This is a genomic window from Ochrobactrum sp. AP1BH01-1 (assembly GCF_018066705.1).
In the GTDB taxonomy this organism is placed as follows: Bacteria; Pseudomonadota; Alphaproteobacteria; order Rhizobiales; family Rhizobiaceae; genus Brucella.
On record NZ_JAGPOU010000003.1, the window covers coordinates 259,693 to 286,173 of the forward strand.

Consider the following 26,481-nt stretch of genomic DNA (forward strand, 5'->3'; position numbering starts at 1 on the left):
TTTTACGGAAGGTCAAATTTTTTATCATCTGGTCAATTTATGGGAATGAAATTCGCTCATAGCGAAAGCCCGGCTTTGAAAGCCGAGCCTTTAACATTTGGCTGAATGCGAAATCAGAACGAGTCGGACTTGAGGCCGTCCCTTGTCACCACCGTACTTGCCGGATCAGGAAAGGTTTCTGTTTCCCGGGGAAGTGCGGGGCGCGAGCTTAGCACCAGAGCGCAACCACTTATAATGATGGCGGCACCGACAAACTGGATCAGGGAAAGCTGTTCTTTAAGGAAGACAGCGCCAACCAGAACCGCGATCACCGTCACGACGAATTCAACGCTGATGGCTTTGGTCGGCCCGACATTTCCGACCAGCCTGAAATAAAGCACATAGGTGAGGGCGCTCATCACGCAGGCAGAGATAAGCAGATAGGCGAAATCGCCCAATCCGGGCATGGTTGGAACGGGAACGGCAAGGAGCAGCGGCAAGGTGAAGATGCCGCCGAAGACGAAAGCGCCAATGGTCGTTTCCCACGATCCGGTTCCGGCAAGGTTGCGGCTCGCATAATTGCTGCCGAAGGCTGCTGAAAAGCAGGAAAACAGGACGGCGATACAGCCCATCACGAAGGCGGGAGTAACCGCAACCGCGGGGAAGCCGACGAGGCACACGATACCGGTCACACCGAGCAGAAGCCCGACGAGGCCGCGCGAGGTGATGCGTTCAAGCCCCCAGAGCTGACTGATGACCATCGAGAAAAGCGGAATGGATGCAACGCAGATCGCAGCCATCGCCGTGCCGATCAGCGGCGTGCCATAGGAGAGGCCGACGAGTTGGCCTGCAACGGTGGTTGCGCCGACAATGGCAAACGGCTTCCAGCCCGCATGAAAATCGAGTTTCCGTCGCGAGAGCTTCGCTATGGCGAAAAGGGTGCCTGCAGCAATGAAGGAGCGGAAGGCCACCGCGCCAGCCCAGCCGAAGGCTTCCACTACCCGCAGGACCACAAGGAACGAAAGCCCCCAGGCTACGGCAAGAAAAATATAGGTCGCGATATCTCTGGGTTTCATGCCGATCGCCTGGTAGTGGTTATTGCTTCATCAAGTATTGGAATGAATTAAGCCGTTTTTGCAGCGGCGTTCGACGCCGCTTCTGCGATATTGGCGAAGAAACGGTCTGCGATCTTTCGCGCAACTGAGCCAAGCAATTTCGTGCCGATCTGTGCCACCTTGCCGCCCGCATCGCCACGTATGGCGTAGGATAAAATCGTGTCGTTGCCGTCTTCATCAAGGCGCACGTCAGTCACCCCATGCGCAAACCCGGCTATGGAGCCTTCGCCACGCCCGGAAATCGTGTAGGATACCGGGGGAACCATGTTCGACAATTCCAGAATGCCGTGAAAGCGGACTTTCAGGATTCCGAAACTCACCTTGAGCGCGGCACGTATTTCCGTATCCGAAATTCGCTCGATATCTTCACAACCGGGGATGCAGGTTTTCAGCGTTTCAATGTCATTCAAAGCATCCCACACCGCTTGCCGTGGGGCCGCAATCCGCTCTTCGCCGGTCAGGTCCATGCTTCACTCCGAGGTGGATCACCCTAAATTGATCGATAAGGTGTATATGACACTCTGTTCAAAAAGAAAGTTCGGTAAATTATTTGCCGCAAATTCTCTCTAAAGCGCTTAATGTCCGCAATTAAATCGATTTGATTCGGGAGTAGCATCATGGCAAGAGACGCAACGAAGCTTGAAGCGACGGTTGCAAAGCTGAAAACGCATTGGGCGGAATCGGCCCCGCGCGATATGCGGGCGGCGTTCGAAACGGATCCCGGCCGCTTTGAACGTTATTCGCTCGCTTTGGACGATCTCTTGTTCGACTGGTCGAAATGCCGCGTCAATGATGAGACGATAGCGCTTCTGGGCGAGCTCGCGCGCGCTGCCGACGTGGAGGGTCGCCGCGCTGCCATGTTCGCTGGTGAACACATCAACAATACGGAGGACCGCGCCGTTCTTCACGTCGCCCTGCGCGATACCTCCTCGAAGGAAGTGCTCGTTGATGGGCATAATGTGCTGCCGGACGTAAAGGAAGTGCTGGACCGTATGGCGGCATTTTCGGATGGCATCCGGTCCGGTGCTATCAAGGGAGCAACGGGCAAGAAAATCACCGATATCGTCAATATCGGTATCGGCGGTTCCGATCTTGGCCCTGTCATGGCGACGCTGGCGCTTTCCCCCTATCATGACGGCCCGAAAGCGCATTTCGTGTCCAACATCGACGGTGCGCATATCGCGGATACGCTTGGCGTTCTCGACCCTGCGACGACGCTCGTCATCATCGCCTCCAAGACCTTTACGACCATCGAGACCATGACCAATGCGCAGACGGCGCGCAAATGGGTTGCCGATGCACTGGGCGAAGCGGCGGTGGGCGCGCATTTCGCTGCTGTCTCGACCGCGCTCGATAAGGTCGCGGCTTTCGGCATCGGTGAAGAGCGTGTCTTCGGTTTCTGGGATTGGGTTGGCGGGCGCTATTCGGTCTGGTCGGCCATCGGTCTGCCGGTGATGATCGCTGTCGGACCGGATAATTTCCGCAAGTTCCTGGCAGGGGCGCATTCCATGGATGTGCATTTCCGGGATGCTCCGCTGGAAAGAAACCTTCCCATATGGCTTGGCCTCATCGGTTACTGGCACCGTGCGATCTGCGGCTATGGCAGCCGGGCGATCATTCCCTATGATCAGCGCCTGGCGCGTCTTCCTGCCTATCTGCAACAGCTCGACATGGAATCGAATGGCAAGAGCGTAACGGTCGATGGCAAGCCGGTTTCCGGTCCGACAGGGCCGGTCGTCTGGGGCGAGCCTGGCACCAACGGCCAGCACGCCTTCTTCCAGCTTCTGCATCAGGGCACCGATACGATCCCGCTGGAATTCATCGTGGCGGCAAAGGGCCATGAAAAGCATCTCGATCACCAGCACGAAATGCTGATTGCCAACTGTCTCGCACAGTCCGAGGCCCTGATGAAAGGCCGTACGCTGGATGAGGCGAGGGCACAGCTGCGGGCCAAGAAACTGCCCGAAAGCGAAGTGGAACGCATCGCGCCGCATCGGGTCTTCTCCGGTAATCGCCCGTCGCTGACCCTCATACACGACAAGCTTGATCCGTTCGCGTTCGGGCGCCTGGTCGCGCTCTACGAACATCGTGTTTTTGTCGAGGCGCAGATTTTCGGCATCAACGCTTTCGATCAATGGGGAGTCGAGCTCGGCAAGGAACTGGCAACCGAACTTTTGCCCGTTGTCTCGGGCAAGGAAACAAGCGACGGTCGCGACGCATCCACGCAGGGGCTTGTCGCGCACCTGCACGCGCGAAGGAAAGCTTGACGGCATTATCTGCAAAGCTAGAAATGGTAGAGAGCCGGGTTTGTAACCCGGCTCTCTTCATGAGGAATAAAATGGGACATGAAATGAAGACCGAGATCATAAAATTCGCCGGCGATGTTCCGGGCAATGCCATCGAGCTGCGCGTGCTGTGCTTTGACGGCAAGGACAAGGATGCACCCGGCGCCTATCTTCAGTCCTCGCTTCACGGGGGCGAGCTTCCGGGGCAGGCGGCCCTCCATTTCCTGATTCCCATGCTGAAGAAGGCGGCTGAAGAAGGACGGGTCCTCGGGAATATCACGGTCGTTCCGCAGGCAAACCCAATCGGATCGAACCAGTGGCAGGCTTATCAGCACCTTGGCCGTTTCGATACGTTCTCCATGACCAATTTCAACCGCGCTTTTCCGTTGCTGCCGGATTTCGACACGTCCGGGCTTGCTGGGCCCGACGCGCCGGTTGCGCTGGCGCAGCGCCTCAAGGCGACACTTTTGAAATTGGCCCTGCCGCACGATATCGTGCTCGATCTGCATTGCGACGACGAGAGCGAGAACTACGTCTATATTGCCGAGGAATTCGCCGAGGACATGAAGGATCTGGCCATCGCGCTTAAATCAACGGCGATTCTGGCATGGGACACGACCGCGGATGCGGCTTTCGAGGAAGCCTGTGCGTATCCGGTCCTGCAATTGCCTGCCGATAAGCGAAATATGAAACGCCGCGCCGTGACAACGGTTGAGTTCCGTGGACTGAGCGATGTCTATGCGGATATGGGCAAAGGCGATGCGGAAGGATTGTACAAGTTTCTCGTGCATCGCGGGGTCATCCGGGATGAACATGTCAGGCTCGATAGCGAATACAAGGGCTTGGTAACCCCGCTGTCGCATGTGGAGATGATCCGTGCGCCGGAAGGTGGCATGGTATTTTTCCATGTTGCACCGGGCGACGAGGTCAAGGCGGGCTCGGCGCTTGTGACGGTCGTCACGCGACCGGGCGAGCCGGAAGGCGATATTACACTCACTGCTCCGCAGGACGGGCGTATCCTGACGCGCCGTTCCCTGCGTTACGTGCGGCGCGGCGACGATCTCCTCAAGCTGCTTGGGGCAAAACCTTCCGCCGTCAAAAAGCGCGCCGGTGCGCTGGAAGCATGAGCGACAAGCTTTCCGCAGAGCGTTTAAAGTCAATTCGTGCCGTCCTTTTTGACAAGGACGGCACCTTGATCGATTTCGACCGCACCTGGTTTTCCATCTCGTGGCAGCTTGCCCAGCGTGCCGCAAAGGGTGACGAGACAAGGGCGCGCGCCCTGCTCGATGCCGGCGGTTACGACTGGCTTACCGAGCGTTTCCGGGCTAACTCCGTTATCGCGGCCGGTACAGTCGAAGATATTGTGTCGCTTTGGCATCCTGATCTTGCCAATGCGCAATTGCGCGAGCTTATCGAAGAGTATGACGCTTACTGCGTTGCCGAAGGCGCACGTTCGGCTGTTGCGATAGAAGCTTTGCACGAAACGCTTGAAACGCTAGCCGCGATGGGTTTCCGGCTAGGCATTGCCACCAACGATTCCGAGGCTGGTGCGCACGCCACCGCAAAGGCGCTGGGCATCGATAAATTCTTCGACGTCGTGATCGGTTACGATACAGCAGCGCGGCCAAAGCCGTATCCCGATCCACTGCTTTATTTTGCGGACAAGCTGGGACTGGCTCCGCATGAGATCGTCATGGTTGGCGACAATCTCCACGATCTGGAGACAGCCCATGCAGCCGGGGCGGGACTGGCAGTCGGCGTTTTATCGGGCAATAGTCCGCGCGAAGCGCTGGAACCGCATGCTGATGCGGTGCTGGACAGCGTGGCTGGATTGCCTGAATTGCTGAAACGATGAAGCCGGCCTTCCCTTCAGCCAATTTGAAGGAAGCGTCAGGACAATTCATCCTTGATGCTCTTGCGGTATGATTGGCATGGAGTAGCATGACGGAAAATTTAACGTTCCCGAGCTACATCCATGATCCTCATCGGCCAATATGATTCCCCCTTTGTGCGGCGTGTCGCTATCGCCATGCGGCTTTACGGCCTGCCCTTTGAACACAAGCCATGGTCGACGTTCGGTGACCGCGACAGGATCGCAGAGTTCAATCCACTAAGCCGCGTACCGACGCTTGTGCTGGACGATGGCGATGTAGTGATCGAAAGCGCGGCAATACTCGATTACCTCGATGAGATCGCTGTCGCTGAACCTTCATTGATCGCGCCCAAAGGGGCGGAGCGACGTCAGGCATTGAAGATATGCGCGCTTTCCACCGGACTTGCCGATAAGGCCGTAAGCCTTCTCTATGAAGGTCTGTTGCGAAGCGAAAAATCGAGCGTTTGGGTCGAGCGCTGCGAGACGCAGATCGCGCGGGTGCTGGATGTTCTGGAAAGTGACCTCTCGGAACGGAAGTCATCATACTGGTTTGGTGACAATATCGGACATGCCGATATCGCTACGGCTTGTGCACTTCGCTTTCTACGCGAGGCTCATCCCAATCTGTTTAATGAAGACAAATATTCGACACTGGCCGCTCTGGCGGCTCGGTGCGAAGCCCTGGCTCCTTTTCAGGAGATCGTACAGCCCTTGGCGCCGCCCTCTGCGTGATCCAGTCCGAAACGATTTCGGCCGGATGCAATGTCCGGCCGAAATTGCTTTTACATTTCGACGTTCTCAATCGCGAAGTTCGCGCCGCAAAATCTTGCCGACATTGCTTTTCGGCAGGCTCTCGCGAAACTCGACTTCGCGGGGGCGCTTGTAGTTGGTGAGACGTTCAGCGCAATAGGCTTTGACTTCGTCCGCGGTGAGATTGAGATCGCTGCGCACGACGAACAGCTTCACGACTTCGCCGGAGTGCTCGTTCGGGATGCCGATAGCAGCCGATTCCACGATGCCGGGATGGCCAGCTGCCACTTCCTCGATTTCGTTTGGATAAACATTGAAGCCGGAAACAAGGATCATGTCCTTCTTGCGGTCCACGATTTTGGTATAGCCGCGCTCGTCCATGAAGCCCATGTCGCCGGTACGGAAAAAGCCATCGGGCATGATCGCGCGTCTGGTTTCGTCCGGGCGATTCCAATAGCCCGCCATCACTTGCGGTCCGCGCACGCAGATTTCGCCGACCTCACCGAGCGCGAGGTTATTTCCATCGTCATCACGGATCGCTACATCGGTCGACGGCATCGGCAGGCCGATGGTGCCGGAAAACTCGGTTGCATCGAGCGCGTTGGCGCAGGCTACGGGCGAGGTCTCCGAAAGGCCGTATCCTTCCGTGATGTGGCAATCGGTCATTTTCTGCCAGCGTTCGGCAACAGGACGCTGCACAGCCATTCCGCCGCCGAGAGTCAGGATGAGAGGTTTGAAATCCAGTGTCTGGAAATCAGGATTGTTCATAAGGCCATTGAAGAGCGTGTTGAGACCCGGGAAAATATGGAAAGGGTACTTCTTCAACTCTTTCACGAAACCGGGAATATCCCGCGGATTGGCGATGAGGATATTTCGTCCACCGAGTTTGATACCGATCATGGCATTCACGGTGAGCGCGAAAATGTGATAGAGGGGCAGGGCGCACACAAAATTCAGCGCCTTGGGCTTGCCTTTTTTGCGGAAGGCCACCTCCATCCAGACATGCATCTGTTCCACATTGGCAAGAATATTGTTGTGGGTCAGCATGGCGCCTTTCGAGATGCCCGTCGTGCCGCCTGTATATTGCAGGAAAGCAAGGTCGGAACCCTGTACCGGAATAGGGTCGAACGATTGGGCGCGACCTTGGGCCAATGCATCCTTGAAACGGATATGCCCCGGGATATTCCACGCGGGCACCATTTTCTTTACACGGCGGACGACGAAATTGATGATGTTGCCCTTCAAACCGTGCATGTCGCCCATCGATGCGACAATGATATTGGGAACGTTGATGGAGTTGAGGGTCTTCTCTACCGTTGCCGCAAAATTTTCCAGAACGATCAACGCTTTGGCGCCTGCATCGTTCAGCTGATGTTCCAGCTCCCGCGGCGTATAAAGCGGGTTGACGTTCACCACAACGAAACCGGCGCGGAGAATTGCCGTGAAGGCAATTGGATAATGCAGGATATTGGGCATCATCACCGCAACGCGGTCGCCCTTTACAAGGCCTCGCGACTGCAGAAAGGCAGCCAGGGCGCGCGAATGCTCGTCAAGTTCCTTATAGGACAGATCCTTGCCCATAGATGTGAAGGCAGGCCGGGAGGCGAATTGTCGGCAAGACGCCAGGATCATATCGCCAATGGAGGTTGCCCGGCTCAGATCTATGTCGTGCGGAACGCCAGCCGGATACGACTTTAACCAGATCTTTTCCTGCATCGGCGCGCCGTTGGCTGCCGATCCTGCGGCGGTGGATTCAACTGCGGATGCACTGTGCCCAGTCGTTTTTTTCGGCATTTCTTCTCCCCGGATCGCTCCGTCCTAAATTGGGCCGCATGTGCGCCCGCCGTCTCCCAAGCCGTCCGCCCCCCGGAAGGCTTCCTCGTTCGTAAATGTGGTCGAGTTTTATTCTCTTCGCAAGAGTTACATTGACGTAAGCGTAAATTATAAAAGAGTCGAGCGTCTCTCCCAATTTTGGAGTCTGGCAATCACGATCGATTGAAACCCGCCATCGAAAAATCACGTGTCCCGGTATGCCCAGGATATTGAAATTTTGCCCGGCAGGAATGTTTAACGGACCGCGAATGCCTGATTTCTAAGAGATTGAACGAGTATTGAGATCGCCCTGCCACCGTAAGTGACAAGATCATAACTTCTGTCGCCCCGCAACCATTCGTTGAGGAGGCCGCTCAGCATGGAAAGCAGGATCGGTGCTGCTGTGTCTGCAGTCCATTCCTTGGAAAGTTCCCCTCGTCTTGCAGCCACGTCGAGCAATCCTGCGAATAAGGAGAGGACATTGGAGCGCGCTTCCCTGAGACGATCTTCAAGCGGGGCCATTTCGCCGACGAATTCGCATCGTTGGTTGATAATAATGAAAATATTTTGCTGACGCTCGTCGTTGGAGAAAAGCTGCAGCGCCTGAATGATCGATTGTTCCAGTACATGCATGGGATTGGGATGGTTGACGGCCGCTGCCTGCAGCATGATTTCTTCCTGCGGAAATCGGACACTGCCGATGATGGTGCGAAGTATTTCCACCTTGTCGCGGAAGTGGAAATAAATCGCCCCTCGCGTCACTCCGGCATGACACGCGATTTCCATCAGTGTAGATTGGTTGACACCGCGCTCGAGGAAAACCTGCTCGGCAGCCACCAGAATGGCTTCCCGGGTTTCGGCTGCCTCGGCTTTCGTTCTTCGCATGACTTCTCTCGGGTGAATGCAGGCTATCGGCTCAGTTCGCCGTTGAATATAGGTAACTCATTCGTGATCTGTAATATTGAGCGATTGACTATAACACGGTAGTTCGTATTTACAAACACTCGTGTATGTTAAATTGGCAGCACCGCGCGACAGCAAGGGCACTCCCACCATGACTTTGAACCGTTCCATTCGGCTTTTTGCGGCAGGGGCCGCTTTTCTTGTCTTTGCGGGGCAACCCGTTCTGGCACAGGCGCCCGGCGGCGCGACACCGCCGCCGCCACAGGTATCTGTTACCGTGGTCGAGCCGCACGATGTACCTGTTACTTACGAATATGCGGCGCGCATCAGCGCCTATCGCGACGTTCAGGTCCGTGCGCGCGTGGGCGGAATATTGCTGCACCGCAATTTCACGGAAGGCACGGAAGTCAAGGCCGGCGACGTGTTGTTCGAAATAGATCCGGCACCTTATGAGGCGGAGCTTGAAAAAGCTCAGGCGCAGGTGGCCCAGGCAGAAGCGCAGTATCAGCAGTCCATTCGAGATGCCGAGCGCGCAGAACAGCTGGTCCAGCAGAAGGTGCAGAGCACAGCTGTTCGTGATTCGGCTTTTGCGACGCGTGATTTGAACAAGGCGTCGGTTGCGGCAGCCAAGGCGCAGTTGCGCACCGCCGAACTCAATCTGAGCTATACCAAGGTGACCGCACCAATCAGCGGCATCACCAGCCTTGAGCAGGTCAATGAGGGCAGCCTTATCGGCACGGATGCATCTTCCAGTCTCCTGACTTCGATTACCCAGCTTGATCCGGTCTATGTGAACTTCTCCTTCACGGACACGGAAGCCGCTGAAATCGACCGCTTGCGCGCTGAGCGCGGCGCGACGGGTGAAGATGCCGACCGCCTCAAGATCAAGGTTGTTTTCGGCGACGGGCAGGCTTATGACCACGAAGGAACGATTGATTTCACCTCTTCGTCGCTCGATACGGAAACAGGTACGCTCGGCGCCCGTGCAGTTGTTGAGAATCCCAAGCGTCGCCTGATTCCGGGGCAGTTTGTCCGCGCTGTCATTCTCGGTATTCAGGTCAAGAATGCCATCACGATACCGAAGGCTGCATTGCTTCAGGGTCCGCAAACGCAGTTCGTTTACGTGGTCAACAAGGACAATATTGTCGAAGTCCGGCCGATCACCGTTGCACGCGAACTGAGCGACGCATGGCTCGTTTCTGAGGGGCTCAATGCAGGTGACCGGGTCATTACCGAAGGGCTTATCAAGGCAGCCCCTGGCAAGCCCGTCAACCCGGTCGACGCAGCTACTGAAGCAGGCAATCAGGCAGCGCCGGATAAGGCGGGCGCTGAAGCTGGCAAGGAACAGGCGGCAGGCAAGCAATGAACAGATTTTTCGTCGACCGCCCCGTTTTCGCGGCGGTCATCTCCATTGTGCTCGTGCTGGCCGGCCTGATCTGTATCCGGATTCTGCCGATTGCCCAGTACCCCGAACTGACGCCGCCACAGGTCGTCGTCAGCGCGACCTATCCCGGCGCCAGCGCCGAAACGGTGGCGCAGACCGTTGCCGCGCCGCTGGAACAGCAGATCAACGGCGTCGAGAACATGCTTTATATGCAGTCCTCGAGCCTTGGTAGCGGCACGATGCAGTTGACCGTGACCTTTGCTCTGGGCACCGATCCGGATCAGGCCACAATCAACGTCAACAACCGCGTGCAGCGTGCAACTTCGTCTCTTCCGCAGGAAGTCCAGCGCCTTGGCGTCACGGTGGACAAGCGGTCCACCACAATTCTGGGCATGGTTGCCATGTTCTCCGACAGTGATCGCTACGATCGCACTTATGTCGGTAACTATGCGCTCCTCAATGTGGTCGACGATCTCAAACGTCTTCAGGGCGTCGGCGATGTGCAACTGCTCGGTAACATCGATTACTCGATGCGCATCTGGCTGCGCCCCGACAAGCTGGCGCAGTATAATCTGACGCCGAGCGATGTCTCGACCGCCATTCAGGAGCAGAATGCGCAGTTTGCGGCGGGCCGTTTCGGTGACCAGCCAGACCCGCAAGCCGGGCCGTTCACCTATACGGCGACCACGCAGGGACGTTTGCCGGATGCCGCGGCATTCGAGAACATTATCCTCCGTTCGAGCTCCAATGCGGCAACGCTCCGTCTCAAGGACGTTGCACGTGTCGAACTCGGCACGGAAAGCTACCTCGTCGACAGTAATCTGAACGGCACGTCAGCTGTTCCGATTGCGATCTATCTGCAGCCGGGCGCCAACGCCCTCAACACGATGGAACTCATTCAGAACCGTATGAATGAGCTGAAGGCAAGCTTCCCGGCGGGTATCGATTATTCGATCCCGTTCGATACGACGAAGTTCATCAAGGTTTCCATCGAAGAAGTGATTCACACCTTCATCGAGGCGATCATTCTCGTCGTGCTGGTGGTGTTCATCTTCCTGCAGAACTGGCGGGCGACGCTTATCCCCATCATCGCGGTGCCGATCTCGATTATCGGTACCTTCGCGGGCATGTATGTGCTTGGCTTCTCCATCAACCTCCTGACGCTCTTCGGTCTCGTGCTGGCAATCGGTATCGTGGTCGACGACGCCATCGTGGTGCTGGAAAACGTCGAACGTATCATGACGACGGAAAAACTGTCGCCGCGCAAGGCCGCTATCAAGGCCATGGGTGAAGTGACGGGGCCGGTGATCGCGATCGTTCTCGTGCTCTGCGCGGTGTTCATTCCAGTTGCCTTCATGGGCGGTCTGGTTGGCGAAATGTACAAGCAGTTCGCCGTGACCATCGCGATTTCGGTGACGCTGTCGGGCCTCGTCGCTCTGACACTGACACCGGCGCTCTGCGCGCTTATCCTGAAGCCGGGTCATCATGAGCCGATGCTGCCGTTCCGCATCTTCAACCGCTTCTTCGAGCGGGTGACGGACGGCTATTCCCGCGGCGTTCGCTTCTTCCTGAAGCGCGCTGCAATCGGCCTGGTCATTTTTGCGGGCCTTCTTGGCGCCACCTACTATCTTTTCGAAAGAGTGCCGGGATCGCTGCTGCCTGATGAGGATCAGGGCTTTCTGTTCAGCGTTGCGATTCTTCCTCCTGCCGCCTCTCTGGAGCGTACAACGGCGGTTCTGGATCAGGCGAGTGCGAATATCCGGAAAAACCCTGCCGTGGAGAGCGTCTTTGCGGTATCCGGTTTCGACCTTCTGTCGGGTGGTCTGAAGACCAGTGCTGGCACGATGTTCATCATGCTCAAGGATTGGAAGGAACGCACGACCCCTGAAACCGATGCGCGCAATCTTCCCGGTGCCATCATGGGAATGAATGCGGGGATCAAGGACGGTCTTGTTCTTGCGTTCAACCCGCCTCCGATCATGGGCCTCAGCACGACCGGCGGCTTCGAACTCTATGTTCAGGATCGTACGGGCGGCGGTGTGGATTCGCTGACGCGTGCGACGAAGCTCATCACCGAGGCAGCGGCCAAGCGGCCCGAGGTGCAGGGCGTGCGCACGACGTTCGATCCGAACGTTCCGCAGTACGACATCCAGCTTGATCGCGAAAAGGCGAAGGCGATGGGTGTGCCGATCAATTCTGTATTCACTGCAATGCAGGCAACGTTCGGCAGCCTCTACGTCAACGACTTTACGCTGTTTGGCCGGAACTATCAGGTGAACCTGCAGTCGGAAGCTGAGTTCCGTCGCGACCCAAGCGATCTCAAGCATGTCTTCGTACGGGCCAATTCCGGCAGCATGATCCCGCTCGATGCTCTCGTGACCGTCAAGCGTATTGTCGGTCCTGATCAGCTTGAACGCTTCAATGCCTTCAACGCGGCCAAGATCACCGGTAATCCGGCGCCGGGTTTCACCTCCGGTGATGCCATCAAGGCAATGCAGGAAGTCGCAGCGGAAGTTCTTCCGCAAGGCTATCAGATTGCATGGACCGGCTCGGCCTATCAGGAGGTGACCACCAGCGGCACGGGCACGCAGGCCATGATCTTCGGCCTTGTCATGGTGTTCCTGATCCTTGCTGCGCAGTACGAACGCTGGAGCCTGCCGCTCGCCGTCATCACCGCCGTGCCTTTCGCAATCTTCGGTGCGTTGCTGGCGACCGACCTGCGCGGGCTGACCAATGACGTCTACTTCCAGATTGGTCTGGTGACGCTCATAGGTCTGGCGGCGAAGAACGCGATTCTGATCGTGGAGTTCGCAGTGCTCGAACGAGAGACCGGCAAATCCGCCATCGAGGCGGCAGCGTCGGCGGCTCGTCTGCGCTTCCGTCCGATCGTGATGACCTCGCTGGCCTTCATTCTGGGCGTGGTGCCGCTCGCGATCAGCACGGGTGCCGGTTCGGCAAGCCGTCACTCCATCGGTACGGGCGTTATCGGCGGCATGTTGGCAGCAACGTTCATCGCCACGTTCTTCATTCCGATGTTCTACAGCCTGATTGCACGTAAGCCTCCGAAAAGGCCGGAGGATGAAGACGTGAATGAAACGAGCAGCCCGAACGGGCAGGCTGATAATCAAATCTAGCCCGGTTCAAACCGCAAACAAAAGCCCCGCCCAAAGGCGGGGCTTTTTGCATCCTGTGCTCACACTTCCTGCCAAGGCGGGAAAATTGCTTGTAACGGAACTTCCGAAAAAGAACGCCCTGGTTCTAGAGCGGTTCCTGTTTCAACGGAATCGTTGTGACCGCTCTATCTATTTGTTTTTGCCGCATTTCCGAACGCAAAACCGTTACAGCCTTTTGCTGGTAGTGCTCTAGAAAAGCGATGCGATACTTTGAACGATTGCCCAGCCTAGGAAAGTCGCCGGTACGCTGAGTGCTGCAAGCATGATGCCCAGAAACACGTAGGCGGCTTCATTCGGCGAGCGTTTTGTTTGTTCCGGAGTCTTGTGCCATTGAGCAGGTACACCATCGAACATTGTATATATCCTCCTTCTCCCTCAATTTGATTATTGATCGGAGGCGGATTTGTTCAAGTCAAAATAAATGGATGTATTTATCGGTTCGCTTGTGCTAGAAGCTGCGCAACCCATCCTGATTTGTCTGTTGTGTCACCGATATAAAAGCGCGCTTCGCGCGTTATTTATTTGATAGAAAACAATTTTACTTTCGTACTGTAAGTATCGATATATCGGAACTTTCAAAAATATCTGAAAACTCGGTATGTGGCAGCTTCTTCCTGCGTCAAAATGGCACGCAATGGATGGCCTAATTCCGGCGATCCGCCGATCCGACCTTCGGCTCAGTAAAAGCTGTTCGGGAAATAGCGTAGGTAAAGCTCCGTCAGCGTGCCCTTCTGCTGCAATGCTTGCAGGGCATTATCGAAGGCGCTGACAAGAGGAGTATTTTTCTGCGCAACGGCAATGCTGAGACCGGAGCCCAGATATTGCGGCGCAAGATAGGGACCGGCTGCGAAGGTGCAGCATGCATGGCCCTCGGGATTGTTAAGCCACACGGAAAGCGACATGCCGTCGTGAAAGACGATGCCTATCTTGCCGCTCCTGAGCTCGGCGAGCATGCTCGATTCATCAGGGTAAGTTTTTGCGAGCGCCTGGGGAAAATAGCTTTTCAACAATTGTTCGTGGGCCGTGCCTGCAACGACGCCGACGCTCTTGCCCTTCGTGGCTGTCACGGGATCATCGTTAAAGGCGCTGGCATTGGTCGTCGCAAAACGCGCGGGCAGCCGCATGTAGGACCGCGAATAGGCGAATTTTTCGCGGTTTGCTTCGGTCGGCTTCCATCCGGCAAGGATGGCTTCGGCCTGCCCGGTGAGCAGGCGCTCTTCCAACTCGTTCCAAGGCACCGCTTCGACTTGACATATGTCGTCAACACCCAATTGCCGGCAAAGGGCCTTGGCAAGATCGACATTGTAGCCGGAAAGCTGTCCCTGATCGCCAAGCATGTTGAACGGGGGAAAGTCGACGGTTGTGATGAACCTCAATCGCGTGAGCGCTTGCAGGGACGGCAATGGCAGGCGCTCCTTCTGGTTGATGAAGGAAGGAGCCTCCGGCTGTGCGTCTGAAGCCTGCGCGCTATGAATACCACACGCGGATGCGAGCGCGATCAGCAGTCTTGGAAGGTGGAGTTTCATGACCCGTCTTTGCTCTCCTTTTTATAATTTCACGTTAACCGCACGATGGAGCGGCCTTCAATATTCACCGAAGGTTCGATGAAAATAAAGGTTGCAATTCTTTTGGAGTATATTACCTTCCGATTGCAGTTTTATCGGAATAATTAACTAATATAGGATCCGGTAAAATTAGTATATTAGTTAATTTCTAAAATATAAATCACAAATATTCAGTAGTGCGGGGGTACTATGAGTAGTGTATCGACTGCGTTCGATCTGGAGATATGCAGCGCCATATCTGCCAGACTGGAACAATGTGGCATATCGAGAGAGGCGTTGCTGGGGGCATATAGTGCGGCTGCTCGCCATGGGACATCATTTTGTGTGGAACTGGTTCAGCGAGGTGACGTTGCAGAAACGGTCATTTATGCAGCTATCGCCGACCTTTTGGGGGTCGAGTTCACAAACGAAGCTCTACCGTCCCGTATTTTCGTATCGGGCGAAGAGAAGCCATCGGCTTTTATCGATGTCGGGCAGGTTATGGTGCTCGGCGCAGACGGAGGCAGTTATCTCTATATAGCTCCATCGGAAAATCGCATCAAAACGCTTCGGGATTATATTCTTGCAACACCGCAATTGAAGAACCGAATACGGATTTGCACGCCCACGCTTTTGAAGCAGGTCATGCGGCAACGACATCAGAAGGATCTGATCGCCAGAGCCTATGAAATGACACCACAATCGCTTTCCGCCTCGCGCGTTCTGGATACGCCGCAGGCATTTATAATCGCGATGGCGGTTTATGCGTTTTTCGCCTGCATCTTCAATTGGCCTGCGACCACTCTCCTTGTTCTCCACGTGGCGCTGTCGATATTCTTCTTCGGATGCGTCATGATCCGTCTGTTCGCAGCGGTCGCCGGACGTCGGCTGAAATTTCTGGAAATCAGGAAAAGCAGGCCGCGCGATTTACCGATCTATTCCGTCCTGGTGCCGCTCTATCGGGAGCAGGAGGTGATAGGCCAGCTTGTAACGAGCTTGAAACGGCTGAACTGGCCTGCCAGCAAACTCGACATCAAGCTTGTCTGCGAGAAGGACGACTTTGATACGATAGCGGCTATACGTCGTGTGCGGCTGCCATCGAATTTTGAACTGGTTCTCGTGCCGTCCGGCGGGCCGAAGACGAAACCGAAGGCATTGAATTATGCATTGCAGTTTGCCCGGGGCGAGATTGTCGCAGTCTTCGATGCCGAGGACCGTCCGCATCCTGATCAATTGCTTGAAGCATGGCAGACTTTTCAGGTCGAGGGCGACAAGCTGGCCTGCGTACAAGCCCCGCTGATTATCGGGAATTTTCGCGATAATCTTCTGACGCGAATGTTTGCGTTCGAGTATGCCGCGCTTTTCCGCGGGCTGCTGCCTTGGCTTGCTTCTCGGGGACATGTTATTCCGCTCGGCGGGACTTCCAACCATTTCCGGCGGTCTTGTCTGGAAGAGGTTGGGGGCTGGGATGCCTACAACGTCACGGAAGATGCCGATCTCGGTGTGAGGCTTGCTCGTTTTGGTTATCGTATCGGTGTCATCACGCGTGGTACGATTGAAGATGCGCCCGTAAACTATGATGTCTGGCGCAAGCAGCGGACACGCTGGCTCAAGGGCTGGATGCAGACATGGCTCGTCCACGGACGCCAGCCGCACAATACCTGGCGCGAGCTTGGTTGGTTCAGGTTTTCCGTCAATCAGATTTATACCCTGGGGATAATTGGTTCGGCGCTTCTGCATCCTCTGATGCTCGCCATGTTCGCTTTCCTGCTGATAAGCATGCTGTTCGGGCCGCTGACGACACACAGTATCTGGCTATTGGGGATCGATCTGACGAACATTCTGTTAGCCTATCTGAGTTTCTACCTTCTCGGGGCGAGAACGATGGAGCCAACGGAATTGGGAGGATATGCGTACCTGTTCTCAATCCCGGTATATTGGGTGTTGATTTCAATCGCGGCCTGGCGTGCGCTATGGCAGCTGGTGCATGTGCCGCATCTGTGGGAAAAGACACCGCACCAGCCGAGCCTGTTTTACCTCTCCGCCGGCGACGAAGTGATGAATGTGGAGCCGCGTCCGATGATTGACTGATCCTCGGCGCCGATTGCCTGAATGTCCCTTCCCTCATAAGGCAGGGTCAAAAGGATGCGCCGGATTGCAGCCAGTCTGGCGCGCCTCTTGTCGTTTGAACGGATGATGGTCCAGGGAGCGTAGCCCGTATCCGTCCTTTCGAGCATGGTGTGCAATGCATCGGAATAATCATTCCAGCGCGAAATACCGGCCACATCCATCGGCGAGAACTTCCAGTTCTTGAGCGGGCTGTGGCGCCGCTCATGAAAGCGCTTGAGCTGCATTTCCTGGGCGATATCCAGCCAGAACTTGAAAAGGTGAATGCCGTCGGTCACGATCATGCGCTCGAAATCGGGCGTTTCGGTCAGGAATGTCTCAAGCTGCGTCGGCGTGCAAAAGCCCATGACGCGTTCCACGCCCGCCCGGTTGTACCAGGAGCGGTCAAATGTGACGAACTCTCCAGCCGTTGGAAAATGCGCGACGTAACGCTGGAAGTACCATTGTCCCTGTTCGGTTTCGGTTGGCTTCGGCAAGGCGACATTGCGGGCGGTTCTGGGGTTCATGAACTCGCGGATCGTAAAGATTGTCCCGCCCTTGCCGGCAGCGTCCCGGCCTTCAAAGACGCTGATGACGCGTCCGCCAGTATCCTGGAGCCAATATTGAAGTTTGACGAGCTCGATCTGAAGCCGCTCGAGCGTTTCTTCATATTCTTCCGACTTCATCTTGGACGGATAGGGATATCCGCCTGAGAGCAACGCATTGTCATCGATCCATTTCGGCAGCTTCGGATCGTTTATGTCGAACGACCGCGCCTCACCTCCAATTTTCAGCTTGATTGGCTTGTCGCCTGGTTTTGCCTCGTCTTTTTTGTCTTTCTTTTTGTTAGCTGTCTTCGAACTGTCACCCACGGCAATTCCCTTTCGTTTATATCAAGGCATGATATGGGCTGTTTGGAAGCTACGTAAAGGACGTCCGAGCATTTCCGGATAAAACATGATTCCGAAAGTGGGAACCGGTTTTTCGGGTGAAATCATGCTTAAACAAAAGTTTAGGGCTGGATGACGATTGAGCTTACAACATCCCGCTCTAAAGTCTGAGCCATAACCGCAGAAGGAAGCAGCATGAGCGAGGCAGGCAATCACACCGGTCCAGAACCTGAAGCGGAGAAGTCTATTTTCGAACCGCTTCTTCGGGTCAAGGGTGTTGTGATCGCCAGCATGGTGCTTGCCGTCTGCGTGCTGGCCCTTGATCTCCCCTTCTGGTTTCGTGCAGGCCTGCTGGCCGTCGTTGTTCTCGGCGCTGTGTGGCTCGCAAGCGAAGTCGCAAGCACCGAACCAGACGAAGTGCCGGTAAAGAATATAACGCCTAACGAAATGGCGGGAGTGTCCGGCGAGCGTCTGGCCGATCTCTTGACCGACCCGATGGTGGTCTTCGATCACGGTGGCACGGTGTTGTTCACCAATTCAGCGGCGATCGAAGCGTTCCAGTCGCTGGAAACCGGCACAGCGCTTTATCTGCGGTTTCGTGCGCCGGAAATGCACGCCTTGATTCAAGGGGTGATCGCAGATGGCGAAGCACGAAGCATAGAATATTTCGAGCGCGTTCCGATAGATCGCTGGTTCAAGGCCATGGTCAAGGCGTTGCCGGGCAAGGACGGCAGGCCCGAACTTTTTGTGCTGTTGTTTCGCGACCAGAGCGAAACGCGACGCATCGATCGCATGCGTTCGGATTTCATCGCAAATGCAAGCCACGAGCTGCGCACACCGCTCGCTTCGCTCCGCGGGTTTATCGAAACTCTGCAAGGGCCAGCGCGAAACGACGCGGCGGCACGCGATCGCTTCCTGGATATCATGCAGAAACAGGCTGAACGCATGTCGCGCCTGATTGATGATCTTTTGTCCCTGTCGCGCCTTGAAATGCGGGCCCATCTGACGGTCAATGAATGCGTCGACGTAACTTCCATTCTCAATCACGTCGCCGATACGCTGGCGCCGCTGGCAGCCGGTCTCGACATTCATATCGAGCGCGTGTTGCCGGATCACCCTGTCATGGTCACCGGGGCGCGTGACGAGCTTATTCAGGTGTTCCAGAACCTCGTGGAGAATGCCTGCAAATACGGACAGGGTGGCAAGCGCGTCATCGTCAAGCTGGATGAAGACGACAGCGGCAGTTCCCCGGAGGTCGTCGCGTCGGTTCAGGATTTTGGCCCGGGCATAGCCGCCGAGCATTTGCCGCGCCTGACCGAGCGCTTCTATCGGATCAATGTGGAGACGAGCCGGGCCCAAAAGGGCACAGGGCTTGGCCTTGCCATTGTAAAACACATCCTTGCCCGCCATCGCGGACGTCTGGTCGTTCGCTCGCAGTTGGGCGAAGGATCGACCTTTATGGTTCGGCTCCCGAAACGTGCGGCTTAGATCGTCCTAACCGAATTTGCGCAGCAGCCGCCATTTCAGCGGGCGCAGCTTTTTATAGAAGGAAGTTGCTCTGATTCTCTCCAGATAATGTGCGAGGATGAGTGACATACGTCCATGGACAGTGACCGGGCGAACATAGTCCCGCAGGGATGTCGTTCGGTCGCGCACGCCGAACTTCCACGGCTCATCGCCAAAGCCGAGATCGAAAACGGTGTAGCCATCCGCTTTGAGCGCAGACAACAGGCGCAACATCAGCACTTTTCCCGGTGAAAATCTGCTCCAGGTGCCGTCCTCGAACGTTATGATCATTGCGCAATAAAGGTCATTTCGGATGACGCTCCACATAGTGGCCAATACGGTTTCACCCACAGTGAGTGCTGAAAGGTGTAGGGCGTCGTGCCGGGCCAGATGCTCCGTCGCTTCTTCAAAAAAGCGTCGTTTCTCAGGATGGGCATCGAAACCGGGCACCATGGTTTCTTCAAATCGCCGTTGTTTCTGGCGCAGCATGGCATCCAGGACAGTCCGACGCTCAGCTTCGGTTTGAGCTATAAGAAAACGGCTTCCTTCCATCTGCTGCAACGCTCGATCACGCTTTTTGATATTGCCAATACCTTGTATGGATTTCTCTATCTCGTCGATCGGACGTGTCAGTGAAATCGCGTGTGTGGACGCATCGGAAAAGCGGTCAGTTACCGACCATAAGGGATTGATAAGGCCCTCGACATTTTCCGGCATTTTGTAAAGCGCAACGATATCGTGAGAGGGAACTGCTGCAACCACAGCTGCAAGGATACGCATTGCGGCGTCGTGCGAAAGCTCTGCCGCGGCTGGAAAAACGATGGGGGCGTTATAATCGCTTACGCCCTCATCAATAAATGAAAGGACCCGGGAACCGCAGATACGTGTGATAGAGAGCGGCAGAAAAAGAAGCGGCGTGCCATCGGACTGGCGGACTTCCGTCAAGCACAGTTGCACACCGGATTTTTGTCCATAGCTTGCTTCCCATGCTCGTATAAAGGATTTGGACTGGAAAACAAAAAACGCGCTGCCGGTTTTGTCATCGGCGTCCGGCCAGTCTATGGATAGCCGTTCCGCACTGCTGAAAACCCGAATTTCAAAATCATTGGTCAGCATAAAACGCTTTCAGAATTCTGAGTTGGGGAAATTCCGGCTAACAGCGGGTCGAATCTCATTTTAGAGTTGAAGTGTTTAGTGGATTTGAAACCAAAAAAAACTATGAATTGCTAGCTTGTTTGGTCCTGATCCTAAATTGCTTCGCGCGTATTTCTCACAAATAGGGCAACGATGTCTGTCTCGATTATCATCAAAACCTTGAACGAGGAAAAGCGTATCGCCGGGGCGGTAGAAAGCGCCTTGAAGGCTTTGCCCGGCGGAAAAGTGGAAGTGATCGTCGCGGATAGTGGATCGACGGACCGCACAATCGAGATCGCACGGGCATATCCGATCAAGATTGTGCAGATCGAGCCTCCTGCGCAGGCCAGCTGTGGCCTCGGTCCGCAGCTTGGTTTTCAATATTCGACCCAGCCTTTTATCTGCCTGATCGATGGCGATATGATAATTGAGCCCGATTTTCTGCCGGCTGCCCTTGATTACCTCAACAGGCACCCCGATGTCGGCGGAGTGACGGGCCATGTTGTGGATCAAATTCTGGAGAGTCTGGAATTCCAGCGCCGTGCAAAGCGGCATTCGCCCGAAGCGCGGACCGGCAATATCGACCGGATGAACGGGGGCGGGCTTTACAGACGCAGCGCCATTGAGCAGGCCGGATATTTCTCGGATCGCAATCTGCACGGTCACGAAGAGTTTGATGCCGGTGTGCGCCTGCGAAGCCATGGATGGAAACTCCATCGTCTGGACCGGCCGTTCGTGCAGCATTTCGGCTATACGATGAACGCCTACAAACTCCTGGTCCGCCGCTGGAAAAGCAAGTACCTGCGCGGAACCGGTGAAGTCTTGCGTGCGGCGATGGGGCAACCGCATCAAAAAAATCTGTTCCGCGAATTGCCGGAATTGCGGCTTTGGGGGGCGGTCTATCTTTGGTGGCTGGCGATCATTGCCGCTCTGCTGTTCGTGCCGGGATGGCCCCTGGCAATTTCTGCGGCAGCGGTGATTGCGGCGATCCCGTTCGTGGCGATGTCTGTCCGGTCGCGCAGCATCGAACTTGGAGTTTACGCGGTGGTGGCATGGATATTTCATGCAGCAGCACTACCCCTTGGCTTTTTTCAGCCGCGCCGTAAACCCACCGACTGGATTGAGAGCAAGGTTATAAGGGAGCCCTGATGGACATTCTGCGACAGGTCCTATCCGCCTCATTCATTGGCCTCGCAATGCCCTGTGCCAGTGGTGAAGAATGGCTTCCGGTCACAGAAAACAATCTCGAAATCTCCGCTGGCAGCCCCCTCGATTTTTCGGGTTTCTTTCCAAACACGCCGATCGAAGAGAAAAATCGTTTGATAGCAAACGCCGATGGGCGTCTCGCACAGGCCGACAAGCCCGATCTGGCGATGCGGCTGCAATGTGCGGCGATTGCCTGGGGACCTCCATCATCGGGCGCGGTTGATCATGCCTTTATCGACCGATATGTGCGGCAGCTCCGGCTGCACGGCTACAACATAGCCCGGTTTCATTTCGTCGATGCTGATCTGATGCTCGGGCAGCCGCGTGATTTCGGTTTCCGCGCTGAAGCGCTGGACCGGATGCGCTACCTTATGGCGGCTCTCAAGCGCGAAGGCATCTACTGGATCATCGATGGGCTTACGTCAGAAAGCGGCGCTTTGGGCGGCAAGGACACCGATCGATGGGGAACGGAGGGTAATCTGAAGCGCCGGGCCTATGTGGATGATACAGCATTCGATCATTGGCTGCGTTTTCAGAAAGAAGTCTACGCCACGGTCAATCCCTATACGGGGCTTGCACCTTTGCACGACCCTGCGCTCGCGCTGATCATTCCGTTCAACGAAAATGGTATCGAGTTTACCAGCTTTGTGCACGAGCCCAATGACGGGACGACATTTTGGTCCGGCTATCGTCCTGCATTTAATACATTTTTGAAGACGCGATATGCGAATACCCGGGCATTGTCACGAGCCTGGGGCGGCCTGGCGTCCGGCGAAAATCTGGAGCAGCAGACGATCCATTTGCCGGAAAGCCGCAGCGGCGGCGGCGAACGGCTCCGGGATTTCCAGGCTTTTCTCGTTGAGAGAGAACGCTTGTTGGCCCAACGGATGGAGCAGGCGCTCCGCCAACTCGGTTATCGCGGCCTCGTCGCTCCCTATAACAACTGGTTCACAGTCCAGACAGCTCTTTCACGACAGAACCAGAAAGCGGTCGTTGCCAATACCTACCATGATTGGATCGGAACCCTCGATCCGGGTACCGAAATCAAACATGCAAGTTCGATTTCCGACACCGCTTCCTACATTGGTGAAATTGCTGCCGGACGCTGGCTCGGACGGCCTTTTCTTGTAACAGAATACGAACACTTGTTTTGGAACCGCTATCGATACGAAGCCGGAATCGTGATGCCAACCTATGCCGCTTTGCAGGGCTGGGATGGTATCTGCCGCCACGGTCAAGGGCCCCTGACGCTTGCATTTGACGAGGCGGCTCCATTCCGTCAACGCATTGTGCCTTATACCTTCGCTGCAGATCCCGTCGCACGCGCCGGTGAAACGCTGGCATCGCTTCTGTTTCGCAGGGGCGACGTCGCAACCGCAGCTTTCAATGTGCCGTTCATGATGCAGGGTGAGACGAGCCTCGGTAATTCGCTTGAGTTTCGAGAACCCGCGCGACTGAAGCCATTGGCGCTTATCGGTGGGATCGGCCTTGCCACAAGAGAGTTGGCCTGGCCGCAAAATTTGCAAAAATCGGTTTCGATCAATTATCGGAATGTATCGCTCGACAACGTGTTGCAGCGTTTGAAGGCCGCAGAACTCTTGCCGGAGGATAATGCAACCGACCCCTCGCAAGGCTTGTTTGAAAGTGCCACGGGCCAAGTCCTTCTTGACCGTAATAAGCAGCGGATGCAGGTCGTTACACCTGAGACCGAGGCCATCGCCTTTGCCGAACTGAAAGAGCACCTGACTTTGAGTGAACTATCCCTCGGCAATGCCGAGGAAAGAGGGCTGTTTGCGGTTTCGGCAATTGATGGAAAAGAACTGAAGGACAGTGAAAAACTGCTTATAATTTTCGCCAGCGATGCCCGCAACTCCGATATGCGTTTCCGCGACAAGGCGGAGAAAATCATTGAGGATTGGGGACGTCTGCCCGTCACTTTGCTGCGCAATCGGGTAGATGTGAATCTGGCAGGCAACACAGTTTCATGGGCACTATCGCCGATCGGTCTTGACGGCAAGATTCACGAAAAAATAGCTGCCGGGTCTGGTCCTATCGCTTTCCGGTTGGATAATGGTGCGGGCAAAACGGGGCCTACGACTTTCTTTCTTCTGGAAAGGAAGCTCGCTGTTCAATAGAAGTCCGTCGACAACCTGCTCCAGCTTTCGCCGGCAAGCCCGCCAATAAAGATATCGCCGCGCTGAATTGCATTCAGCATTTCTGCGTTCGCTGTGGCAGCGCAGACGTTGGCTTTCAGACGGAAGAACATGATCGACTGCTGTGAAAGCGCATTGAGATAACGCGGATCAACCCTGCCTTGTGCCGCAATATGCCCTTCATCCTGCAGGTGGACCAGCATCGCATCGACGGCATGTTTTTCCATTCCGGCTTTTGTGACGATGTTCAGAACTTCTGCGATGCCATTGGGACGCATATAGTAACAGAAGAACCCGCTCGGACTGCCGGTGCGGTCGTTGATCGCGCAGAACCGCAAGGCGCCGGCAGCGTGATTGTCTGACGCCATCAGGAACAGCCAGTTGATGTCGCTTTCTGTCCAGGCTGGATGTGCCAAATAGCTTTGCAGGTAGCCGGGAACCAGAGATATGGCTTCGTCTTGCGCAATTTCACTCACATTCGCCCGGGGTTTGGCTGCTCTCTTGATCGCGGGAATTGGAAAAAGCGGGTTGAGCATTCTGCCCACTGAACTGGTTGCCCATCCACCCAGAATTGGACGCCGTTCGGCAACGTAATTGGCTACATAGCTGGCAGCTCGGAAGACACGTGTCCAACCGAGCCCGTGTGTGCTGAGTGTTATCCCGCCAATCGCTTCGGAATGCTTGAGGCTCACAGGGGCAGCACTGTCGGTGAAGTTGAGGATATTTTCACTCGGCCGCAAAGTGAGTGTCAGTTCGGCGGCGCCGCGTGGCGACATTTCCGGCTTCATCATGAAAGCGCATAGCAATCGCCCCATGATCGATTGGCCATTGACCCTATAGGGGATAGGCAGGACCGAGATCGCGCTATCGATCTCACCGTGCTCGTCCTCATGGACCACGCTGCCAATCGCTGGGTCGTAGTAAGGGTTTTCAAAAAAGAACTTTTGAAAATATTGATCAAAAGTCTCGTGGCACGACTTTGAATGTGGACGAAAAACTTGCTGGAAGAGGGTGCGAATAGCAGGAATATCATCGATCTTCATTGCGCGAACACGCCGCGGCCTGACGTCGTTTGCCGAGATCGAGATATCCGTCATCTAAGTCCCCACTGTTGAAACCGCTTTCTTCTCTTCTGCGTCGCGACTCCTGCGAACGAGATAGATAACGCATCCCCATGATGCCAGCACAATACTGATTTCAATTACGTAAATGGCCGCGAAAGTTCCCGTGATCGGCGCATACCACGTCGCCAGTGCCAGAAGCGGCGCGCCGAGAATATTGCCTGTGTTGAGGACCGCGGTGCGATAGCTATGCTGGCTTGCTGCCCCCAGAAGGTCAACCGCTATCGACCACAGGGCGACAAACACCGTGATCCAGCAAAGCGTGCGGCAAAAAGAAACCAGCGTTTCGTACTCATGGCCAAACAGATAGGGCAGATAGGGCGCAATAATAAAGACGGCCAGCGAGGTGAATATGCCGATTGCAAATGCGGCACCCAGCAGGCGCATTGTGATCGGCAGGGCATGATGGATGCCGTTTGCGCTAGCGCGCGCCAGATGAGGATAGACCAGACGGTTCATCGCCTCTACGGTCAATGTGCTGCTGTCGATGATACGACGTGTGACGCCATAACTACCGACGATGCTTGGCGGCATCAATGTGCCGAGGAGCAGAAGGTCGGCGTTTTGGCGCACAGCCTTGAAGATGAATTGCGATGCAAACATCACGCCGAGCCGTATTTCGTCGCGCACGAGAACGTATCGCGGCCTGCCGAGCCGACGCAGAAACAGGGCATAGACAACTGCAACCAATACATGGACACCAAACTGCCAATAGGCCCATCCGACCACAGTGGAGACACCGAATACAAGGCAGGCGGTCGCTGCGGCAATGGTGCGCGCAATGGCAAATCCAACAACGGAAAGATTGGCTGATATGAAGTCGGTATGTGCGATATAAATCTGCTCGACCAGCAGGATGAGACGCACAAGCACAATATTGGTGACAAGCAGCAGAAAAAGGCCAAGGGAGTTCCCTGAAAATTCAGGAGAACTGTTCAGCCAGAACGGTAAGATGATCATTCCTGCGGCGACGAGGACAATGCCGGTTATTGCAATGAGAATGAGATTGTGACCGAGCATGGCAGGATAAATGGCGCGGTCCTGCGCCACGCGCCGAACGAGGCATTCTGCTCCCCCCAGGCCGCAGATGAAGGTAGCGATGCTGGTTACCGCCATTACCGTTACGAAAAGGCCGAACTCATGAGAGCCGAGATACCGCGCCAGAATGGCAAATGTAAAAAGCTGCGCGATGTTTGCCGCAAAGAGACTGCCGCTCGAAGCTGCGTAGGACAGGAATGTCGACCAATGGCGTTTCAAGATTTCATACCGAACTTTCGGGTTGCTCCACCCGAGTTTTCTTCCCGGAGCATGACGCTTGGAATTTCAGGAGATGGTTGAGGTAGCGAACCGGATTGTTTTCCGTAAGGTTTCTGGTGGCGAGATATATGCTCCATTTTCTCTTAATCCCGAAAAACACGAGGTGCCAAGCACGACGACGAAAATTTACCGGAAACTGCAAGAGTAAATGACCGTCATGTGCATTTTAGTGACACTCTTGCCGATGATTGCCTTTCATTAACCGAATTTTTTAATCTTTAAGTCTAAGG

At 55.5% G+C, this 26,481-nt stretch carries 20 protein-coding genes; 10 read left to right on the forward strand and 10 right to left on the reverse strand.

Going from position 1 to position 26,481, the window contains the following annotated elements; translation table 11 throughout:
- Window positions 1-113: 113 nt before the first annotated feature.
- Window positions 114-1,055 carry a DMT family transporter gene (locus tag J9800_RS11865; protein ID WP_114214155.1) on the reverse strand — a complete coding sequence of 314 codons (942 nt, stop codon included), beginning with the start codon at window positions 1,053-1,055 and terminating at the stop codon, window positions 114-116.
- A gap of 47 nt (window positions 1,056-1,102) precedes the next feature.
- Window positions 1,103-1,561, reverse strand: a complete 459-nt coding sequence (locus J9800_RS11870) for an SRPBCC family protein (protein ID WP_114214154.1) — start codon at window positions 1,559-1,561, stop codon at window positions 1,103-1,105.
- 150 nt (window positions 1,562-1,711) lie between these two features.
- Between J9800_RS11870 and pgi the strand changes: the two genes are divergently transcribed.
- The 4 genes from pgi (at window position 1,712) to J9800_RS11890 (ending at window position 5,984) form a co-directional block, all read left to right on the forward strand.
- Window positions 1,712-3,361, forward strand: a complete 1,650-nt coding sequence (gene pgi, locus J9800_RS11875; RefSeq protein WP_114214153.1) for a glucose-6-phosphate isomerase — start codon at window positions 1,712-1,714, stop codon at window positions 3,359-3,361.
- An 83-nt stretch (window positions 3,362-3,444) separates the two neighbouring features.
- Entirely contained in the window at window positions 3,445-4,506 is a 1,062-nt protein-coding gene (locus J9800_RS11880) for a succinylglutamate desuccinylase/aspartoacylase family protein (RefSeq protein ID WP_114214617.1), read from the forward strand.
- On the forward strand, window positions 4,503-5,234 hold the full coding sequence (locus J9800_RS11885) for an HAD family hydrolase (protein ID WP_112589833.1): 732 nt from the start codon (window positions 4,503-4,505) through the stop codon (window positions 5,232-5,234). Before J9800_RS11880 ends, J9800_RS11885 begins: the two co-directional genes overlap by 4 nt.
- A 120-nt stretch (window positions 5,235-5,354) precedes the next feature.
- A complete protein-coding gene (locus J9800_RS11890; protein ID WP_114214152.1) occupies window positions 5,355-5,984 on the forward strand; it encodes a glutathione S-transferase family protein in 630 nt (209 codons plus the stop codon).
- Window positions 5,985-6,050: 66 nt separating this feature from the next.
- Here J9800_RS11890 and J9800_RS11895 read toward each other — a convergent pair whose 3' ends face one another.
- Both J9800_RS11895 and J9800_RS11900 read right to left on the reverse strand, forming a co-directional pair.
- On the reverse strand, window positions 6,051-7,796 hold the full coding sequence (locus tag J9800_RS11895) for a long-chain fatty acid--CoA ligase (protein WP_114214151.1): 1,746 nt from the start codon (window positions 7,794-7,796) through the stop codon (window positions 6,051-6,053).
- A gap of 273 nt (window positions 7,797-8,069) precedes the next feature.
- The gene (locus tag J9800_RS11900; protein ID WP_114214150.1) at window positions 8,070-8,699 is read right to left on the reverse strand and encodes a TetR family transcriptional regulator; all 630 of its coding nucleotides are present in this window, start codon (window positions 8,697-8,699) and stop codon (window positions 8,070-8,072) included.
- 169 nt (window positions 8,700-8,868) lie between these two features.
- On the opposite strand from J9800_RS11900, the gene J9800_RS11905 reads away from it, so the two are divergent.
- Window positions 8,869-10,083, forward strand: coding sequence for an efflux RND transporter periplasmic adaptor subunit (locus J9800_RS11905; RefSeq protein ID WP_112589844.1), 1,215 nt, complete (start codon window positions 8,869-8,871; stop codon window positions 10,081-10,083).
- Window positions 10,080-13,235 carry a multidrug efflux RND transporter permease subunit BepE gene (gene bepE / locus J9800_RS11910; RefSeq protein WP_112589847.1) on the forward strand — a complete coding sequence of 1,052 codons (3,156 nt, stop codon included), beginning with the start codon at window positions 10,080-10,082 and terminating at the stop codon, window positions 13,233-13,235. Before J9800_RS11905 ends, bepE begins: the two co-directional genes overlap by 4 nt.
- Window positions 13,236-13,463: 228 nt before the next feature.
- On the opposite strand, the gene J9800_RS11915 is transcribed toward bepE, so the two are convergent.
- Together J9800_RS11915 and J9800_RS11920 are read right to left on the reverse strand one after the other, a co-directional pair.
- The gene (locus J9800_RS11915; protein ID WP_006466025.1) at window positions 13,464-13,628 is read right to left on the reverse strand and encodes a hypothetical protein; all 165 of its coding nucleotides are present in this window, start codon (window positions 13,626-13,628) and stop codon (window positions 13,464-13,466) included.
- A 323-nt stretch (window positions 13,629-13,951) separates the two neighbouring features.
- Complete coding sequence (locus tag J9800_RS11920) at window positions 13,952-14,800, reverse strand: transporter substrate-binding domain-containing protein (protein ID WP_114214149.1); 849 nt, start codon at window positions 14,798-14,800, stop codon at window positions 13,952-13,954.
- 228 nt (window positions 14,801-15,028) lie between these two features.
- Here J9800_RS11920 and J9800_RS11925 point away from each other — a divergent pair, with 228 nt between their 5' ends.
- Window positions 15,029-16,909, forward strand: coding sequence for a glycosyltransferase (locus tag J9800_RS11925; RefSeq protein WP_205315860.1), 1,881 nt, complete (start codon window positions 15,029-15,031; stop codon window positions 16,907-16,909).
- On the opposite strand, the gene ppk2 is transcribed toward J9800_RS11925, so the two are convergent.
- Window positions 16,852-17,796, reverse strand: coding sequence for a polyphosphate kinase 2 (gene ppk2, locus J9800_RS11930; protein WP_114214147.1), 945 nt, complete (start codon window positions 17,794-17,796; stop codon window positions 16,852-16,854). The genes J9800_RS11925 and ppk2 overlap by 58 nt on opposite strands.
- Before the next feature lie 213 nt (window positions 17,797-18,009).
- Between ppk2 and J9800_RS11935 the strand changes: the two genes are divergently transcribed.
- Window positions 18,010-19,302 carry an ATP-binding protein gene (locus J9800_RS11935; RefSeq protein ID WP_112589858.1) on the forward strand — a complete coding sequence of 431 codons (1,293 nt, stop codon included), beginning with the start codon at window positions 18,010-18,012 and terminating at the stop codon, window positions 19,300-19,302.
- A 6-nt stretch (window positions 19,303-19,308) separates the two neighbouring features.
- Here the strand turns inward: J9800_RS11935 and J9800_RS11940 are convergent, their stop codons facing one another.
- On the reverse strand, window positions 19,309-20,436 hold the full coding sequence (locus tag J9800_RS11940; RefSeq protein WP_114214146.1) for a GNAT family N-acetyltransferase: 1,128 nt from the start codon (window positions 20,434-20,436) through the stop codon (window positions 19,309-19,311).
- A 171-nt stretch (window positions 20,437-20,607) separates the two neighbouring features.
- Here J9800_RS11940 and J9800_RS11945 point away from each other — a divergent pair, with 171 nt between their 5' ends.
- Together J9800_RS11945 and J9800_RS11950 are read left to right on the forward strand one after the other, a co-directional pair.
- Window positions 20,608-21,603: a glycosyltransferase family 2 protein gene (locus J9800_RS11945; RefSeq protein ID WP_112589863.1), complete on the forward strand. Its 996-nt coding sequence runs from the start codon at window positions 20,608-20,610 to the stop codon at window positions 21,601-21,603.
- Complete coding sequence (locus tag J9800_RS11950) at window positions 21,603-23,795, forward strand: glycoside hydrolase (protein WP_114214145.1); 2,193 nt, start codon at window positions 21,603-21,605, stop codon at window positions 23,793-23,795. Before J9800_RS11945 ends, J9800_RS11950 begins: the two co-directional genes overlap by 1 nt.
- Here J9800_RS11950 and J9800_RS11955 read toward each other — a convergent pair.
- Entirely contained in the window at window positions 23,789-24,910 is a 1,122-nt protein-coding gene (locus tag J9800_RS11955) for a hypothetical protein (protein WP_114214144.1), read from the reverse strand. The genes J9800_RS11950 and J9800_RS11955 overlap by 7 nt on opposite strands.
- Entirely contained in the window at window positions 24,911-26,191 is a 1,281-nt protein-coding gene (locus J9800_RS11960; RefSeq protein WP_114214143.1) for a lipopolysaccharide biosynthesis protein, read from the reverse strand.
- Window positions 26,192-26,481 lie beyond the last annotated feature (290 nt).

Coding starts and splice junctions, on each gene's coding strand:
- J9800_RS11920 (WP_114214149.1), bottom strand. CDS start 14,800: ATGAAACTCCACCTTCCAAGACTGCTGATCGCGCTCGCATCCGCGTGT.
- J9800_RS11865 (WP_114214155.1), bottom strand. CDS start 1,055: ATGAAACCCAGAGATATCGCGACCTATATTTTTCTTGCCGTAGCCTGG.
- J9800_RS11870 (WP_114214154.1), bottom strand. CDS start 1,561: ATGGACCTGACCGGCGAAGAGCGGATTGCGGCCCCACGGCAAGCGGTG.
- J9800_RS11885 (WP_112589833.1), top strand. CDS start 4,503: ATGAGCGACAAGCTTTCCGCAGAGCGTTTAAAGTCAATTCGTGCCGTC.
- J9800_RS11895 (WP_114214151.1), bottom strand. CDS start 7,796: ATGCCGAAAAAAACGACTGGGCACAGTGCATCCGCAGTTGAATCCACC.
- J9800_RS11955 (WP_114214144.1), bottom strand. CDS start 24,910: ATGACGGATATCTCGATCTCGGCAAACGACGTCAGGCCGCGGCGTGTT.
- J9800_RS11880 (WP_114214617.1), top strand. CDS start 3,445: ATGAAGACCGAGATCATAAAATTCGCCGGCGATGTTCCGGGCAATGCC.
- J9800_RS11900 (WP_114214150.1), bottom strand. CDS start 8,699: ATGCGAAGAACGAAAGCCGAGGCAGCCGAAACCCGGGAAGCCATTCTG.
- J9800_RS11905 (WP_112589844.1), top strand. CDS start 8,869: ATGACTTTGAACCGTTCCATTCGGCTTTTTGCGGCAGGGGCCGCTTTT.
- pgi (WP_114214153.1), top strand. CDS start 1,712: ATGGCAAGAGACGCAACGAAGCTTGAAGCGACGGTTGCAAAGCTGAAA.
- J9800_RS11890 (WP_114214152.1), top strand. CDS start 5,355: ATGATCCTCATCGGCCAATATGATTCCCCCTTTGTGCGGCGTGTCGCT.
- J9800_RS11915 (WP_006466025.1), bottom strand. CDS start 13,628: ATGTTCGATGGTGTACCTGCTCAATGGCACAAGACTCCGGAACAAACA.
- J9800_RS11935 (WP_112589858.1), top strand. CDS start 18,010: ATGAGCGAGGCAGGCAATCACACCGGTCCAGAACCTGAAGCGGAGAAG.
- bepE (WP_112589847.1), top strand. CDS start 10,080: ATGAACAGATTTTTCGTCGACCGCCCCGTTTTCGCGGCGGTCATCTCC.
- J9800_RS11940 (WP_114214146.1), bottom strand. CDS start 20,436: ATGCTGACCAATGATTTTGAAATTCGGGTTTTCAGCAGTGCGGAACGG.
- J9800_RS11945 (WP_112589863.1), top strand. CDS start 20,608: ATGTCTGTCTCGATTATCATCAAAACCTTGAACGAGGAAAAGCGTATC.
- J9800_RS11950 (WP_114214145.1), top strand. CDS start 21,603: ATGGACATTCTGCGACAGGTCCTATCCGCCTCATTCATTGGCCTCGCA.
- J9800_RS11925 (WP_205315860.1), top strand. CDS start 15,029: ATGAGTAGTGTATCGACTGCGTTCGATCTGGAGATATGCAGCGCCATA.